The organism is Sphingobacterium sp. DR205 (assembly GCF_011064245.1).
GTDB classification, from domain to species: domain Bacteria; phylum Bacteroidota; class Bacteroidia; order Sphingobacteriales; family Sphingobacteriaceae; genus Sphingobacterium; species Sphingobacterium athyrii.
The window spans coordinates 579,797-595,905 of record NZ_CP049333.1 but is presented as its reverse complement, the minus strand read 5'-3'; the positions used below and the strand labels follow the sequence as shown (position 1 = coordinate 595,905).

Genomic DNA, 16,109 nt, shown 5'->3' with positions numbered 1-16,109 from the left:
AAATCTCTCCAATATTTAATACTATTATGCTCAGTAAAATTAATGCCTGGTTGCACCTCTGGCTAGGCTTGGCAGCGGGTATACCCGTTATCATCTTAGGAATTACAGGCTGCGTACTTGTCTTTGAACATGATATCAAAGAATTGACTACAAACTATATTCAGGTCGCACCGCAAAAACCAGCAGAGCAGCTTCCACCCTCTGCGATCTATAAATCTGTTAAGGCTGCACTTCCCAATTATGAAATTGGGAGCTCCTGGTATTACGGACTGGACAAGTCGGTCAAAGTAAGCTTAGACCATTCCGATAGTCTGGTCTATGTAAACCCTTATACAGCCGAAGTCATGGCCATTGTTAATCATGAGGATTTTTTCCATTTCATGGATGAAGGTCACCGTCATCTTTGGATGCCTGTAAAAATAGGCCGACAGGTCGTTGGCTGGAGCACCTTCATTTTTTTTTTACTGCTGATCACAGGCTTGATATTATGGTGGCCGAAGAAATGGAACCGTAGATCCAGAGAACAAAGTTTCACCGTCAAGTGGAAAGCAAAATTCAAACGTGTCAATTATGACCTCCATAACGTATTGGGCTTTTATACACTAACAATCGCATTGGTCATGTGCTTTACAGGACTAATTATGAGTTTTCCCTGGATCCGAAGTTCTGTCGTCTGGGTGACGGGAGGCTACCCCAACAAACCGAAGACGGAAAAGAATAATAAACTTGAGCTTCCGGACCAACCGCTAAATGATGCGCTGGTCGTGGCGGATCAAATCTGGTATAAAGTACGTCACGAGTATGCAAAATTCAATAAGGAAGCTGTCATCGTACACTATCCTGAAAAGGAAGACAAAACGGTATATGCCTGCACGGATATGGCCAACGGAAGCTGGAGAGATCTTACTTTTGACCGTTATACCTTGGAATTAAGCGGACGCAAGCAGGGGCCAATTGATGAAGCCAATACCGCGGAATGGCTCATGCGCTCCAATTATGCCCTGCATACCGGTTTTATAGGTGGAATGACCACCAAAATCATTTACTTTATTGCCTCACTTATCTGTGCCACATTACCCATAACGGGATTCTACATCTGGTGGGGAAAGAAAAAAAAGCCAACAAAAAAAGCAAGACGTACACAATTAGCAACAACTTAATCACATCACCATGCCTTATATCCTCCGTTATCTCTTAAGTCTCCTTTGGGTCTGTACTTTATTTACGAGCCAGGCCCAAAAAACAAATCATATCAAAGGACAGACTGTGGGCGAAGATAAACAGGCCATTCCTTATGTAAGTATTTCGCTTTATCACGTCAAAGATGGCACCCTAGCTAGTACGGCAGCCTCAGATAGTACCGGAAATTTCAGGTTCACCAACTTAAAAGCCGGCACCTATTTTATTAAAGTCAAAAGTCTTACACACCAGGATACTTTCAGTCCTCACTTCAGGCTGGAGGAACATTTTGACGAATATGATCTTGGCAAGATCCTCTTATTACAAAACAATGGTTATCTCGCAGAGGTCCTCGTCGAAAGAAAAAAACAATTTATCGAACAGCAACAGGACAAGCTGGTTTTCAATATTGAAAACTCAACGCTCGCGGACGGCAACAACGGGCTGGAATTACTCAGCAAGATTCCGGGCATCGCGGTCGACGAAAGTGGCTCGCTAAGTATTAAAGGTAAATCTGGAGCTACGGTCATGATCAATGGAAAAATTACATACCTGTCTGCCGATCAATTGGCCAATCTCCTGCGAAGCACCTCCTCAATGGATATCAATAAAATCGAGGTTATGTCAAATCCAAATGCAAAACAGGACGCCGCTGGATCCGCAGGTATCATCAACATTGTATTAAAGAAAGGACTCAAACAGGGGTTTAATGGTTCCGTATCGGCTAATGCCGGTGCCGGTAGAGGAGCACATCTTGGCGGGAGTTTAAACCTCAATTACCGTACAGAAAAAATTAATGTATTTGGAATTTATAATCAGTATTTCCAGAATCTGGAATACTATAACTCGCTTACACGTTATTTTTATACCGACCGCGGATCCGATCCTGATTCTTATTCGCAGCAGGAAAACACCATTCAGCCCAAACTCCGATCTAATAATTTTAGAGTCGGCATGGACTACAGCATAAATTCCAAACAGACGATAGGCTTCTTAATTAACGGAGGATTTGGAAAATATCCGAAGTACGAACCCACCACGAATAGTCTCAGGAATTTTAATACCGATAATTTAATATCGGCATCCACTACCGTCACCGAAGGCAAGGAGCGCTGGCGAGATATGCTGTACAACTTCAATTATAATTTAAAGCTTAATGATAAAGGTCATGAACTAAAACTAGATCTTGATTTCGTTGACCATTATTCAAAAATGGATCAGCAGCTGAATACGGCATATCACAATGTGGGACCTTCAACATCGCTTGCAAATTCCTCAAGAATCGGTGATATCCCCTCAGACAATCAGGTTTATGTTGCCAAACTGGATTATACACTTCCGCTTCCAAAGGAGTACAAACTCGAAGCTGGCTGGAAGAGCAGTGATGTGCGCACTGAAAACGATCTACATTATGATACATTACAAAATGATCAATATGTTCCGGATCTGGGCACAAGTAATCACTTTATCTACAAAGAGACTATCCATGCGGGCTATGTAAATCTTTCAAAAAGCTGGCATAAGTTTTCAACGCAATTAGGCATTCGGGGAGAATACACCCGTACACGTAGTCATCAGATCACATTGAACGAACAATTTGAAAGATCCTATTTCAAATTATTCCCGGCAGCGTTTTTAACTTATACAGCCAATGACAATCATAAAGTACAGACCAGTTACAGCTATCGCGTGCAAAGGCCTTCGTTTTGGGATTTAAATCCATTCAGGGTATACACAGATCCTTTTTCCTATGCTGAGGGAAATTCGAACTTAAACCCAGCATACGAACACTCCTTTGAATTAGGTTATACTTACGCAAGCAAATATGTCTTAACGTTGAATTATGCACAGCGGTCAAATGTTGTCAACGAAATATTGGGAAGAGATACGCTTAACCCATATATCACTTTTGAAAGACCCGAAAATATAGGTTCTTTTAAAAATTATGGGATCTCTTTTATTGCCCCGACCCAATTGACCAGTTGGTGGTCGGCAACACATTTTGCAAACTATTATCGGAATGAATATGAATTACCACAAGAAGATGAACTGATCATTCGCAAAGGCAATACGTTAAGTCTAAACAGTCAAAATTCATTCAAATTGCCCAAGGGCTGGTCTATTGAACTGGGAGGCAATTATGTATCAGGCTTAACGGTAGGGATCAGTCATATCAAAAGCTGTGGACAGGTATATTCCGGCATTCAAAAAAATCTTCTCAATAAAAAAGCGACGCTGAAATTAGTCGTTAACGATATTTTCAGAACTAACAATCGACGATATGAAACTATCTCGCCAACCATAAGGCTCATCGGTAGATCTAATCCAGACAGTAGAACTGCCATCCTGTCTTTCAGCTACCGTTTCGGTGGTTCTCAGAACGCCACAGCACAGCGCGCTACGGGTTCTGAAGACATAAAAAGTCGACTCTAAACTCATGACAGTTAGCTAACTTTATACTAATACCAAATTTTGTACCTTTGTAAAAAATTATTGAAGATGTCGGTCAAGATTGGTGAAAATATTGATTTGGGTGAATTCCCTTTGTTACTAGCTCCAATGGAGGATGTAAGCGACCCGCCGTTTCGCTATGTATGCAAACAGAATGGTGTTGATTTAATGTATACTGAATTTATTTCTTCAGAGGGACTAATCCGTGATGCAGCTAAATCTGTTCAAAAGCTCGATATTTTTGAATATGAACGGCCTATCGGTATCCAGATATTCGGTGGAGATATTGAAAGTATGCGTCAATCAGCTGAAATCTGCACAAAAGCAAATCCAAATCTCATCGATATCAATTACGGTTGTCCAGTTAAAAAAGTGGTCTGTAAGGGAGCCGGTTCTTCCCTATTGCAAGACATTGATAAAATGGTTGCAATGACCAAAGCTGTTGTTGAAGCAACTCATCTCCCCGTGACAGTAAAAACACGGCTTGGCTGGGATGATAATACCAAAAATGTATACGAAGTAGCTGAACGGTTGCAAGACGTCGGTATCAAAGCATTAGCGATACATGGCCGTACCCGTGCGCAATTGTACAAAGGTCAGGCTGATTGGTCTATGATCCGTGACATCAAACGCAATCCGCGCATTCAGATTCCAATTTTTGGTAACGGTGATGTGGATTCAGTCGAAAAAGCAGCGGCCTGGAGACAGGAATACGAAGTGGATGGCATTATGATCGGCCGTGCGGCTATTGGTTACCCTTGGATCTTTAGAGAAATCAAGCATTTCTTCCATACAGGCGAGCGCTTGGAGGGGCCTACAATTGCCGAACGCGTTGAGGTTTGCAGAACACACTTAAACAAATCCATTGAATGGAAAGGTGATAAATTAGGGATCTTTGAAATGCGGAGACATTACGCAAATTATTTTAAAGGAATTCCGAATTTCAAAGAATATAGGATGAAACTTGTTAGTCTTCAAAATCAAGCAGATATACTTGAAGTTCTTGATGAGATTGAACATTCGTTCATGCCTGAATTCATCTAAAAAATAACAAAGGCGATAACCTAACAGTTACCGCCTTTGTTTTAATATGAAATTATCTTCTTCGTATTAATTTCATCAGCGCATTCTTTTCAAGGAAAAAAGTAACACCGAGCAGCAGCAATAACATAGCGTTTCCTATCCAAATATTACTATGGAAAACTTGAAAGCTCAACCACGAAATCAACAGCCCTGCTCCGAGATAGACAGCGATCTTGATCATCTTATAGGGTATGGGGTAATACTTCTGGCCCCAGTAAAGTGAAAAAGCGATCATGACTAGATATACTACTGTTGTTGATAAAACAGCCCCAACATAGGAATAAGTTGGGATAAGCCACACATTGAGCATAATTGTAATTAGCGCCCCTATTCCCGAAATGTAAATAGCATAACGTGTATGATCAGTCAATTTATACCAAATCGATAGATTCATATATATTCCAAGTAGCACATAATTAAATAAAAGAATGGGGACAATTTTAAGTCCAGTCCAGTATGTTGCGACCTCTTTTTCATTACCTTCAATAAAATACTTCAGCCAATCCAAATTCACTGTCAAGCCGACCATTGCGATAACCATAAGGATAACAAAATACTCCATGATTAGGGCGTAGGTTTTCGATGCGTTCTGGTTTTTTGAATATGAAAAGAAGAATGGCTCGGCCCCTAATCTAAAAGCTGTCACAAATAAGCTTAGGAATACAGACAATTTAGCAACCGCGCCATATATACCCAACTCATCTTTCCCCGCCTTTCCAGGTATCAATTTCAGAAAGAACATTTTGTCTAGATTCTCGTTAATAATAAATGAAATATTGGCGACTAGAATTGGGAAGCTATACTTTAACATTTCATTCATTAATTTTCTATCTAGACTAAATCGGAAAGTTAACAATTCAGGGAGTAATAGGATTAACGTGACGATACTTGCGAAAAGATTGGAGATAAAGACATAACCGATCCAACCCTCTTTGAACCATGTGCCAGCAAAATCCGCCCAAAATGTATACTTATGTACCCAATCCGGCAAGAACAAAATAAAAAATAGATTTGAAATCACGGTAATACCGATATTAACAAATTTCAATGCACTGTATTTATAAGGTCTGCCTTCTGCCCGTAGCTTTGTAAACGGGACAACAGCCAGCGCATCCGCAACAAGGATAAAAGCAAAATACTTAATGTACTGTTCATATAGATCCACGTCACCCCCATCCGCAAACCATGAAGCGATAGGTCTTGTGAAAACAAATACAGACAACAATAATACTCCTGAGGTAAATAAAGTAATAAAGAAACTATTATTGTAAACTTTATTCTTATTCTGTGGTTCAACTTTCTGTAAATACCGGAAATAAGTTGTTTCCATTCCAAATGCTAGAATAGCATTCAGCATGGACATCCATGCATAAAAATTAGAATAAATTCCATAGACCGCTGCATCCTTAAATTTACGGAGATAGAGTGGGGTCATCAGGAAACCTATCATTCTTGAAACGATAGTAGTCACACCATAAATAACGGTATCGCTGAGAAATTTCTTAATTGTCGACACTGGGCTTTAGGATTGAACTCTTTTAATCACTTCAAAATTAGAAAAGCCTTTCAGTTCGCCTTCCGTAACCTCAACAGCTTCAACATTTGCATCCTCTGGACCTTCCTGGCAGAAGTCCAACAATGAATCAAGGGCAAAATCGTCCCCCTCGGCCTCCATGTAGACAGACCCATCCTTTTGATTGAGCACAAAGCCTTTCACGCCGACCTGATCCGCAACAGCTTTGGCCGTCAATCGAAAAAAGACTCCTTGTACTTTACCTCTTATTGAAATATTCAAATGTTTCATAAGAGCAAAAGTACAGAAGTTTTTGTGGAATTAAATACTACGCTAAACGTTTGACTTTAACTTTATCTGTTAAACGCAAGTTTTCCATACCCTCAAGCAGGACAATCCCCGGTTTTTTGCCGATTTCCAAAGATCCATATTCATCCTCAATATTCAATGCAACAGCTCCGTTGATTGTTGCCCATTGGATTGTTTGCAAGAAATCCAAATCTTCGAAATGTTCATGCAATACCTTCAGTTCTTCCAATACCGAAAGTGTATCATTCGACGCTAGGCTATCCGTACCAATCACTAACCGTTGTCCCGCATTTATAAAGTTTTGAACCTTAGGAAGGTTCCCTTCAATATATAAATTTGCTTTTGGGCACAGGCACCATACAACATCCCGGTCCATTCGTTCTACAAAATCCAGATCTTTTAATGAAGTATAGGTATTATGGACCAACAACAACTTATTCGGATAAGGCAAGTAAGGTAAGTAAGACTGGATGGAGTTTCGGGCTTGCGCTTTAATAGAATCCGCATTCTTTCCGATACTCTTATAGAAATCCAGAAATTCACCTGTTTTGTATCTAAACAATTTATTCTCTTCGTCACTCTCCTGATTATGAATACTAATGATATTAGTCTCAGGCACCGATTTTTTAAATTTCTTAAAAAGAACTTTCGAACAGGAATAAGGTGCATGTGGCGTAATAGACACATGGCCATTTCTAAATTCTTGTGTTAAAGACTTGGCTTCTTTAAGTTTAAAATCAGCTTCTTCAGGTTCAACCCCAATGACCTCCACAAAGGTATGATAAAGTATTTTTGAATCTTCCTTCAGTTTAGAAGAATTGTCCGTATTTGCATGGTCTCCCACCACTACGATCCCATTTTCATACATCTCTTTATCCGCTTTCGACATCGCATCATCCATTTTCTTCATAGATGCACTACGTGAAGTCATGACTTGGCTAAGGAAATTGGGAAGACCGGTACCTTTAGCGACCACGCCTTTCATATGTGACAATTCAAGATGGCAATGGGCATTGATAAAACCCGGAATAATTACTCCCTCATACCGCTCGATTTTGACTTTATCAGTCTGTGTGAATGAAGTAGGGTCATAGATGCCTTGAATTACCCCCTCCTCGTCTACCGCTACAATACCATCTTTTATAGGCATTGAGGTAATCGGTAGAATATAATTTGCGCTTAAATACTTTAACATTTTATCTCCTCACTCTCAAATTAATAACTAAAAATTTTTGACCGAATATGAATACATACTAACAGTAGAAAATTCTATACCAAGGTACCTAAAAAGAACAACAAACACCAAAAACAAGCCTAAACGTAAAATTTTAAACCAAAAGGAAATTATTACATATTTTACAAAAAGTCTACTTTTTGTAAAAAACACCATCTTTATATATCATTCCGATTTTAATTTATATATTCGCAACGTCGATTAGGGGTGCCTTGTTTTGTCAGAAACACAAATAAAGGCTGAGATCATACCCAACAGATTAAGTTCTGTGCACCTGATCCAGGTAATGCTGGCGGAGGGAGAGGTTAGTTAAATAAAACGGTCATGGTGACCCCTTGCCATGATTTGTTTAACTTAAACAAAATACATCAACATGATCAAATTTTTGATTTGTAGCGTTTTAGCTACTTCTTTAAGCCAAATTGCTGTTGCCCAGCACAATTTGACGATTAAAACCGTAGATAAGGATACACAAAGGCCGCTACAGAATGCATCGGTATCCATAGACGGACAGACTTCATTTACAACCAAATCTGACAGAGATGGCCTGATCAAATTATATAATATCGCAGATGGAAAACATGCCATTCAGGTCTCGTTTGTCGGATATCAAACCTGGACTCAAAACCTAAACCTCCAACGGGATATGGAATTGACCGTTCAGCTCGATCCAAAAACAATTCGTACCGAAGAGGTTCTTGTGGTATCCACCAGAGCTAAAAAGAATGCACCTACCACATTCAGGAACATCTCAAAAGAAGAGATTTCTAAGAATAATCTGGGACAGGACATCCCCTATCTCTTGAATCAAACACCTTCTGTTCAGGTAAACTCCGATGCAGGAGCCGGCATAGGATATACAAACATGACGATCCGTGGATCTGACAACCAGCGGATCAATGTAACCCTTAATGGTATTCCATTAAATGATGCCGAAAGCATGGGGTCATTCTTTGTCAACCTCCCTGACTTCGCCTCATCCACAGAAAGCATCCAGGTACAGCGGGGAATCGGAACATCTACCAACGGGGCCGGATCCTTCGGAGCTTCCCTGAATATTCAATCAAATACATTAGCAGAGAAACCTTATGCCGAGCTCAATAATTCATTCGGGTCTTATAATACCTGGAAAAATACAGTAAAACTCGGAACCGGTTTGATCGATGACAAGTTTGCTTTCAATGCCCGCTTATCCAGGATCAGCAGTAATGGTTATATCGAAAGAGGTGCCTCAGACCTACAGTCCTTCTATATCGATGGAGGTTATTATGGCAAAAAACACACCTTAAAAGGAATCGTATTCTGGGGAAAGGAAAAGACCTACCAAGCCTGGAACGGCGTCCCGGAACCTTTGATCACGGGTGATAGATCTCGCATGGACGATTACGCAGATAATGGTCTCGGCGTATCCGGCGCAGAAAAAGACCGATTTATGAATGCAGGAAGAAACTATAACCTATATACCTATAAAAACCAAACGGACAACTATACGCAGAAGCATCACCAGATTCACTATACCAATATCCTCAATGACAAGCTCACACTGAATACCGCACTACATTATACAAGAGGCTATGGGTATTATGAGGAGATGAGACCCGGTGATAAATTAAGTAAATATGGTTTGCCTGATGTCATCCTCGGTAGTGATACCATAAAAAAAACAGATCTAGTCCGCAGAAGATGGTTAGATAATTATTTTTATGGGATGACCTATGCGCTGAACTACAAACCCAATGATCAGCTCGAAATTATATGGGGTGGTGCATACAACCAATATCGAGGAAAACATTACGGTGAAGTAATCTGGGCACAGTACGCTTCCAACGGATTTATAGACGACAAATATTACTTCGGAAAATCGCAGAAAAATGACTTCAGCAACTTCCTAAAGGTAGATTACAAATTGGATAAATGGATCTTAATGGCCGACGTCCAGTACAGAAATGTAGACTATCACATGTATGGGGACGATGATAAGGTCAAAAACTATAATTACCACCCAAAATTCAATTTTCTAAATCCCAAAGCCGGAGCAACCTATCTGTTAAATGATCATGCAAATATATATGCTTCCTACGCTTTCGCGCAAAAGGAACCCGTCCGAAAAGATTTCATAGAGAAAAACAGCAAACTTCCGGATCCAACGCCAGAAAAAATGCAGGACATTGAAATTGGGTATAGATTCACCAATACCAAATTCAATATTGGATTAAATGGATACGGGATGTTTTATAAAGACCAGTTGATTCCAACAGGCGAGATCAGTGATACCGGTGCTCCTATCCGACAAAATGTAAAAGACAGCTATCGAATCGGACTGGAATTTGACGGAGCCTGGAACATCAGTAAGCAATTGAACTGGAAGGCTACCGCTGCTTTCAGCCAAAATAAGATCAAGAACTTTGAAGAAGTCATTGGCGACCTTAGGATCTCCTATCCAAAGACAGATATTGCCCTGTCTCCAAATACAATTATCTCCAGCAACTTTTCCTATAGCCCTATTGAACCGCTCACATTTTCATTGTTGTCAAAATATGTAGGACGGCAATATCTCGATAACTCCTCAGCGAAAGAAAGAAGCATCTCTTCATCCTTTGTTAATAATCTGCTGGCGAATTATAATTTTACGGCTTTAGGTATAAAAGACATTAACCTAAGTTTACAGGTAAATAACTTACTGAATGAAAAGTACGAAACTAACGGCTATACCTTTGGCTGGATGGAAGACGATACCAGAAAATATTACAATTTCTACTTCCCACAGGCACCTACAAATTTTATGTTAGGCCTGAATATCAAATTTTAACAATTAGGATCCCGGCTATATAAAAGTCTCCTTCTCTTCAATAGAGAAGGAGACTTTTTATTTTGGCAGCAATAAATGTTAGATTGGATCGTGTTTGACGATGGGAATTTTTAACTTTGGTTTTATACTTTTTATTATGCGTGCAGTAATACAACGGGTAAAACATGCTTCCTGTACAGTGGACGACCAGATCACCGGGCAGATTCAAAAAGGTCTGGTGATCCTATTGGGAATAGAAGAAGCCGATACAATTGAAGACTTAAAATGGCTGGGACAAAAGTTCGTTAACCTACGGATTTTTGAAGACGAGCAGGGACTAATGAATAAATCCATTCAGGATATCGGCGGTAATATCTTACTGATTTCCCAGTTCACCTTATTCGCTCAGACAAAAAAGGGAAATCGGCCTTCGTTTATTCGGGCAGCCAAACCTAATACCGCCAAACCGCTTTATGAAGAAATGGCCAAATTGCTTTCCCAACTGATCGATCAACCTGTTCAGCTCGGCTTATTTGGGGCTGACATGAAAATCAATCTATTGAACGATGGTCCCGTTACCATCATTATGGATACAAAAGATAAGGACAATTTTTAAACTACTTAATCCGAAAAAATGACAATCAAAGAAGCACAGGAAGTAATTGATAAATGGATCAATACAACGGGGATACGCTATTTCAATGAGCTGACAAATACAGCCATGCTCATGGAAGAAGTTGGCGAAGTCGCCCGGATCATGGCCAGACAGTACGGCGAACAGTCTTTCAAAAAATCAGATAAAGAGGTTAATCTGGCTGATGAGATGGCAGATGTATTGTTTGTCTTAATGTGTCTTGCAAATCAAACGGGTATAGACCTGACCGATGCACTGGAAAAGAACCTTCAAAAGAAATCCATTCGGGATGCAGACCGTCATAAAAACAATGAAAAATTAAAATAACACCTTTGTGTTCCATCGGTATCCAAGGTTTAATATTAATCTTAAGCACAATTTTAGAGCAGATATTATGAATAAACTATTTATTTATTCGCTAGTAGGAAGTTTACTATTCGCTTCGTGTTCCAGTACCCACAGGCAGTTTGGTTCACATAGGACCAGCCCTGCCACATTCAACAAGGCTGCTGTGGTCACTGCCCACCCCCTGGCCTCCGAAGTCGGAGTAATGATTCTGAAAAAGGGCGGAAATGCAGTTGATGCTGCTGTCGCCGTACAGTTTGCTCTTGCTGTTGTCTATCCCAATGCAGGCAATATCGGTGGTGGTGGATTTATGCTATACCGCAATAGTCAAGGTCAATACGATGCCCTGGACTTCCGGGAAACTGCTCCCAAAAAGGCGCACCGGGATATGTATCTGGATGCACAAAAGAATGTTATTCCCGATTTGAGCTTATACAGTCAGCTGGCATCCGGTGTGCCCGGTTCTGTTGCCGGAATGTGGGAAGCACATCAAAAATATGGGAAGCTGGACTGGAAAGAATTACTCTTGCCCGCGATAGAACTTGCGCGGAAAGGTTTCAAGATCAGCGAAAGGCAAGCACGCGAGTTTGAAGATCATAAAGAGCGATTTATAAAGCTGAATCCCACTGGTGCCGCAATTATCAAAAATACAACATGGCAAACTGGTGACCTATTTGTACAGGAAGATCTTGCCAATACCATCGAACGAATCGCCAATGAAGGACGCGATGGCTTCTATAAAGGAAAAACGGCTGATATGCTCGTCGCCGAAATGAATAGAGGCAAAGGCATCATTACCCATGAGGATCTAACGAGCTATCAGGCACGCTGGCGTGCCCCGATCGCCTCAAGCTATAGAGGGCACAAGGTTACTTCCATGCCTCCACCATCAAGCGGCGGGACCTCCCTATTGGCTTTATTAAAGTCAGTTGAACAATTCCCGCTTCGGCGCTGGGGCTTTCAGACGGACTCCGCAATACGTGTCATCGTTGAAGCGGAACGTCATGTGTATGCAAATAGGGCAAAGTATTTAGGAGACCCCGATTTTATCAATGTCCCTGTACAGCAACTGATAGATTCCACGAAAAATGCAGCTAAACTAAATCCGTTTAATTTTCGTCAGGCGACTTTAAGCAAAAACGTCAATGCAGATGTCATTCCGGGTTATGAGAGTGAGCAGACAACCCATTTCAATATTGTTGATGAGCAGGGAAATGCTGTTGCCATCACCACCACACTCAATGATTCCTATGGATCCGGGGTCATCGTGGATGGTGCAGGATTTTTATTGAACAACGAAATGGATGATTTCTCGGTAAAGACCGGCGTACCCAATATGTATGGCTTGACCGGAGAAAAAGCAAATGAAATTCAGCCCGGGAAGAGAATGCTGAGTTCCATGACACCGACCATTTTAGAAAAAGATGGCAAACTATTTATGGTGGTAGGGACACCAGGCGGATCAACGATTATTACCTCCGTTTTCCAGACCATATTAAATGTGATCGACTTTGGTCAAAATGCACAGGCCGCCGTGAGCTCACCCCGCTTTCATCATCAGTGGTTACCTGACCGCATTGATGTGGAGAAAGATGCGATTGATACAACACTTCGAGACAAATTGACAAAGGATGGTTATGTGATAAATCCTAGAGGGACAATAGGACGTGTAGAAAACATTCTTATCCTTCCAAACGGCAAATTGCAGGCCGGTGCCGATCCTCGTGGCGATGATACTGCAAAAGGATATTAAACATCAAAACAAAGGCTCATCTGGAATTCCAGATGAGCCTTTGTTATATATCAGATGGTTTGGATGATCTTACATCATTCCACCCATACCACCACCCATCGGAGGAGCACCAGCACCTACAGGGTTTTCTTCAGCCTCGTCAGCCAATACACACTCTGTTGTCAACAACATTGAAGCAACTGAAGCTGCATTTTCCAAAGCAATACGAGATACTTTAGTAGGGTCGATTACACCTGCTGCGATTAAGTTCTCATAACGGTCAGTACGTGCATTATAACCAAAGTCAGCTGTACCTTCTTTTACTTTTTGAACGATCACCGCACCTTCGATACCTGCGTTATTACAGATTTGACGTAAAGGCTCTTCGATAGCACGTTTGATAATGTCGATACCGATTTGCTCATCTTCGTTTTCACCTTTAAGGCTTACCAAAGCTTCAGTAGCACGGATAAATGCAACACCACCACCAGCAACGATACCTTCTTCAACGGCAGCGCGAGTTGCATGTAAAGCATCATCAACACGGTCTTTCTTCTCTTTCATTTCTACCTCGGTAGTAGCACCTACGTACAATACGGCAACACCACCTGACAATTTTGCCAAACGCTCTTGTAATTTCTCGCGATCGTAGTCAGAAGTTGTTGTTTCGATTTGTGAACGGATTTGAGCAACGCGAGCTTTGATGTCATCTACGTTACCGCCACCGTTGATAATTGTCGTATTATCTTTGTCAACTTGAACTTTTTCAGCTTGACCCAAATAAGATAACTCCGCATTCTCCAATTTGAAACCTCTTTCTTCAGAGATTACTGTACCACCAGTTAAGATAGCGATATCTTCTAACATTGCTTTACGACGGTCACCAAAACCAGGAGCTTTTACAGCTGCCACTTTCAGTGAACCACGGATTTTATTGACTACTAATGTCGCAAGAGCTTCACCGTCTAAGTCTTCAGCAATGATCAACAATGGTTTACCAGTTTGAACTTGTTTTTCCAAGATAGGCAACAACTCTTTCATGTTGCTGATTTTCTTGTCGTAGATCAAAATGTAAGGGTTATCTAATTCCGCTTCCATTTTGTCAGAGTTCGTAACAAAGTATGGAGATAAATATCCACGGTCAAATTGCATACCTTCTACAGTTTTTACTTCTGTTTCAGTACCTTTTGCTTCTTCAACAGTGATAACACCATCGTTACCAACTTTTTCCATCGCTTGCGCGATCAAAGAACCGATTACCTCGTCGTTATTCGCAGAGATAGCCGCTACTTGTTTGATTTTGTTGTTATCTTGACCAACTTCTTGAGATTGAGATTTCAAGTTGGCAACAACAGCTGCCACAGCTTTGTCAATACCACGTTTTAAATCCATTGGGTTAGCACCTGCTGCTACAGATTTAATACCCGGAGCAACGATTGCTTGTGCCAATACAGTAGCCGTAGTTGTACCATCACCAGCTTGATCAGCAGTTTTGGAAGCAACTTCTTTTACCATTTGAGCACCCATATTTTCTAAAGCATCTTTCAATTCGATTTCCTTCGCAACTGAAACACCATCTTTAGTGATTACCGGTGCACCGAATTTTTTCTCAATAATTACGTTACGTCCTTTTGGACCTAATGTTACTTTAACAGCATTAGCTAAAGTGTCTACACCTTTTTTAAGGGCCTCACGAGCCTCAACGTTATATTTTACTTGTTTTGCCATTTCTTTAGTATTGAGTATTGAGCTATTGGTAGTGAGACTCTAATATGACAAGTCTGCAGCTACGAACCGCCTCAATTTTTTAAATTTAACTTTGTAATTTTGACTTTTGACCTCTTAGATAACAGCGTAAATATCAGACTCACGCATAATTAAATACTCTTTTCCTTCGTAAGTAATTTCAGTACCTGCATATTTACCATATAATACTTTGTCACCTACTTTTACAGTTAACGGCTCGTCAACTTTGCCAGTACCTACAGCAACTACTGTACCTTGAGATGGTTTTTCTTTTGCTGTATCGGGAATATATAACCCTGAAGCTGTTTTTTCTTCTGCTGGAGCAGCTTCTACTACTACTCTATCTCCGATAGGTTTGATACTTAATGCCATAATTAATTTACTTTTTATCTGTTATTGAATTTATTTTTATGTTATAATCGTTATAGACACATCATCTTTTATGCCAATTGTAAATAAGGTGATGTATAAGACAATTTTTCACCGAAAACTTAACATGTCAATAAATAAAAGCGGATTTTGCTGTCACACTGTCACTGTTTGTATGACATCCTTACATAACCATATTCGCCATCCCGACCAGACTTTGATAGGCAAACTGACAAACCCGCGTATAGCAAAAAAGGCCTCGTCTAAATTGTAGACGAGGCCTTTTGAATTTCTTTGTTCGCAACTATTTTTTAGCTTCTTCAGTTGGCTTAGCCGCTGGCGTTGCCGCCGGAGTTTTTTGCTCTGATTGCGCTGGAGCAGCTTGCTCTTGTCCTGCTGGCGCACCTGCAGGTTTCTGTGCCGGCGTACCCAAGTTCAAAGGTCCCTGTTGTTGTGCAGGGGCTTCAATTTGACCACCCAAGCCACCTTTGGATGTACTTGGCGCTGTTCCCATAATGTTAACACCCAAACTAAAAATCATAATGGCAATAACCATGATCCATGTACCTTTTTCCAAGAAGTCTCCTGTACGTTTTACACCCATTAGGTTTGTTCCACCTGAAAAACCAGATGATAAACCGCCACCTTTTGGATTTTGGATTAAAACCAAAAATGCTAAAATAATACTAGCTAATATGATAAGACCAATTAATAATCCTTGCATCT

13 protein-coding genes and 1 riboswitch are annotated in these 16,109 nt (G+C 40.6%); of the genes, 7 read left to right on the top strand and 6 right to left on the bottom strand.

The genetic code is table 11. The annotated features are described in order from the left end of the window. Positions 1–26 precede the first annotated feature (26 nt). The 3 genes from G6053_RS02430 (at position 27) to dusB (ending at position 4,674) form a co-directional block, all read left to right on the top strand. Positions 27–1,160, top strand: coding sequence for a PepSY-associated TM helix domain-containing protein (locus G6053_RS02430; RefSeq protein ID WP_165305455.1), 1,134 nt, complete (start codon positions 27–29; stop codon positions 1,158–1,160). Between the two features lie 10 nt (positions 1,161–1,170). Further along, a complete protein-coding gene (locus tag G6053_RS02425; protein ID WP_165305454.1) occupies positions 1,171–3,612 on the top strand; it encodes an outer membrane beta-barrel family protein in 2,442 nt (813 codons plus the stop codon). Positions 3,613–3,678: 66 nt separating this feature from the next. Further along, positions 3,679–4,674, top strand: coding sequence for a tRNA dihydrouridine synthase DusB (gene dusB / locus G6053_RS02420; protein ID WP_108636266.1), 996 nt, complete (start codon positions 3,679–3,681; stop codon positions 4,672–4,674). A gap of 52 nt (positions 4,675–4,726) precedes the next feature. On the opposite strand, the gene G6053_RS02415 is transcribed toward dusB, so the two are convergent. The 3 genes from G6053_RS02415 to G6053_RS02405 are packed head-to-tail and all read right to left on the bottom strand — an operon-like array spanning position 4,727 to position 7,730. After that, the gene (locus G6053_RS02415; protein ID WP_165305453.1) at positions 4,727–6,229 is read right to left on the bottom strand and encodes a polysaccharide biosynthesis C-terminal domain-containing protein; all 1,503 of its coding nucleotides are present in this window, start codon (positions 6,227–6,229) and stop codon (positions 4,727–4,729) included. Positions 6,230–6,235: 6 nt separating this feature from the next. Further along, positions 6,236–6,517 carry an acylphosphatase gene (locus tag G6053_RS02410; RefSeq protein ID WP_108636268.1) on the bottom strand — a complete coding sequence of 94 codons (282 nt, stop codon included), beginning with the start codon at positions 6,515–6,517 and terminating at the stop codon, positions 6,236–6,238. Positions 6,518–6,554: 37 nt separating this feature from the next. Further along, positions 6,555–7,730: an amidohydrolase family protein gene (locus tag G6053_RS02405; RefSeq protein WP_108636269.1), complete on the bottom strand. Its 1,176-nt coding sequence runs from the start codon at positions 7,728–7,730 to the stop codon at positions 6,555–6,557. Between the two features lie 232 nt (positions 7,731–7,962). Continuing rightward, positions 7,963–8,088, top strand: a riboswitch (TPP riboswitch). 54 nt (positions 8,089–8,142) lie between these two features. Here G6053_RS02405 and G6053_RS02400 point away from each other — a divergent pair. The 4 genes from G6053_RS02400 to ggt all read left to right on the top strand — a co-directional run bounded on the left by G6053_RS02400 (position 8,143) and on the right by ggt (position 13,289). Continuing rightward, positions 8,143–10,578, top strand: a complete 2,436-nt coding sequence (locus tag G6053_RS02400) for a TonB-dependent receptor (protein ID WP_165305452.1) — start codon at positions 8,143–8,145, stop codon at positions 10,576–10,578. A gap of 136 nt (positions 10,579–10,714) precedes the next feature. Further along, entirely contained in the window at positions 10,715–11,173 is a 459-nt protein-coding gene (gene dtd, locus G6053_RS02395) for a D-aminoacyl-tRNA deacylase (protein WP_108636386.1), read from the top strand. Between the two features lie 18 nt (positions 11,174–11,191). After that, positions 11,192–11,518, top strand: a complete 327-nt coding sequence (locus tag G6053_RS02390; RefSeq protein ID WP_108636271.1) for a nucleotide pyrophosphohydrolase — start codon at positions 11,192–11,194, stop codon at positions 11,516–11,518. 67 nt (positions 11,519–11,585) lie between these two features. Next, positions 11,586–13,289, top strand: coding sequence for a gamma-glutamyltransferase (ggt, locus tag G6053_RS02385; RefSeq protein WP_165305451.1), 1,704 nt, complete (start codon positions 11,586–11,588; stop codon positions 13,287–13,289). Positions 13,290–13,358: 69 nt separating this feature from the next. Here ggt and groL read toward each other — a convergent pair whose 3' ends face one another. The 3 genes from groL to secG all read right to left on the bottom strand — a co-directional run bounded on the left by groL (position 13,359) and on the right by secG (position 16,107). Further along, entirely contained in the window at positions 13,359–14,996 is a 1,638-nt protein-coding gene (gene groL / locus G6053_RS02380; protein WP_104385281.1) for a chaperonin GroEL, read from the bottom strand. A 114-nt stretch (positions 14,997–15,110) separates the two neighbouring features. Continuing rightward, positions 15,111–15,386, bottom strand: coding sequence for a co-chaperone GroES (locus tag G6053_RS02375; RefSeq protein WP_028070710.1), 276 nt, complete (start codon positions 15,384–15,386; stop codon positions 15,111–15,113). A 301-nt stretch (positions 15,387–15,687) separates the two neighbouring features. Continuing rightward, positions 15,688–16,107 (bottom strand): preprotein translocase subunit SecG, encoded by a 420-nt coding sequence (gene secG, locus G6053_RS02370; protein ID WP_165305450.1) that lies wholly within the window; start codon positions 16,105–16,107, stop codon positions 15,688–15,690. Positions 16,108–16,109: the final 2 nt, after the last annotated feature.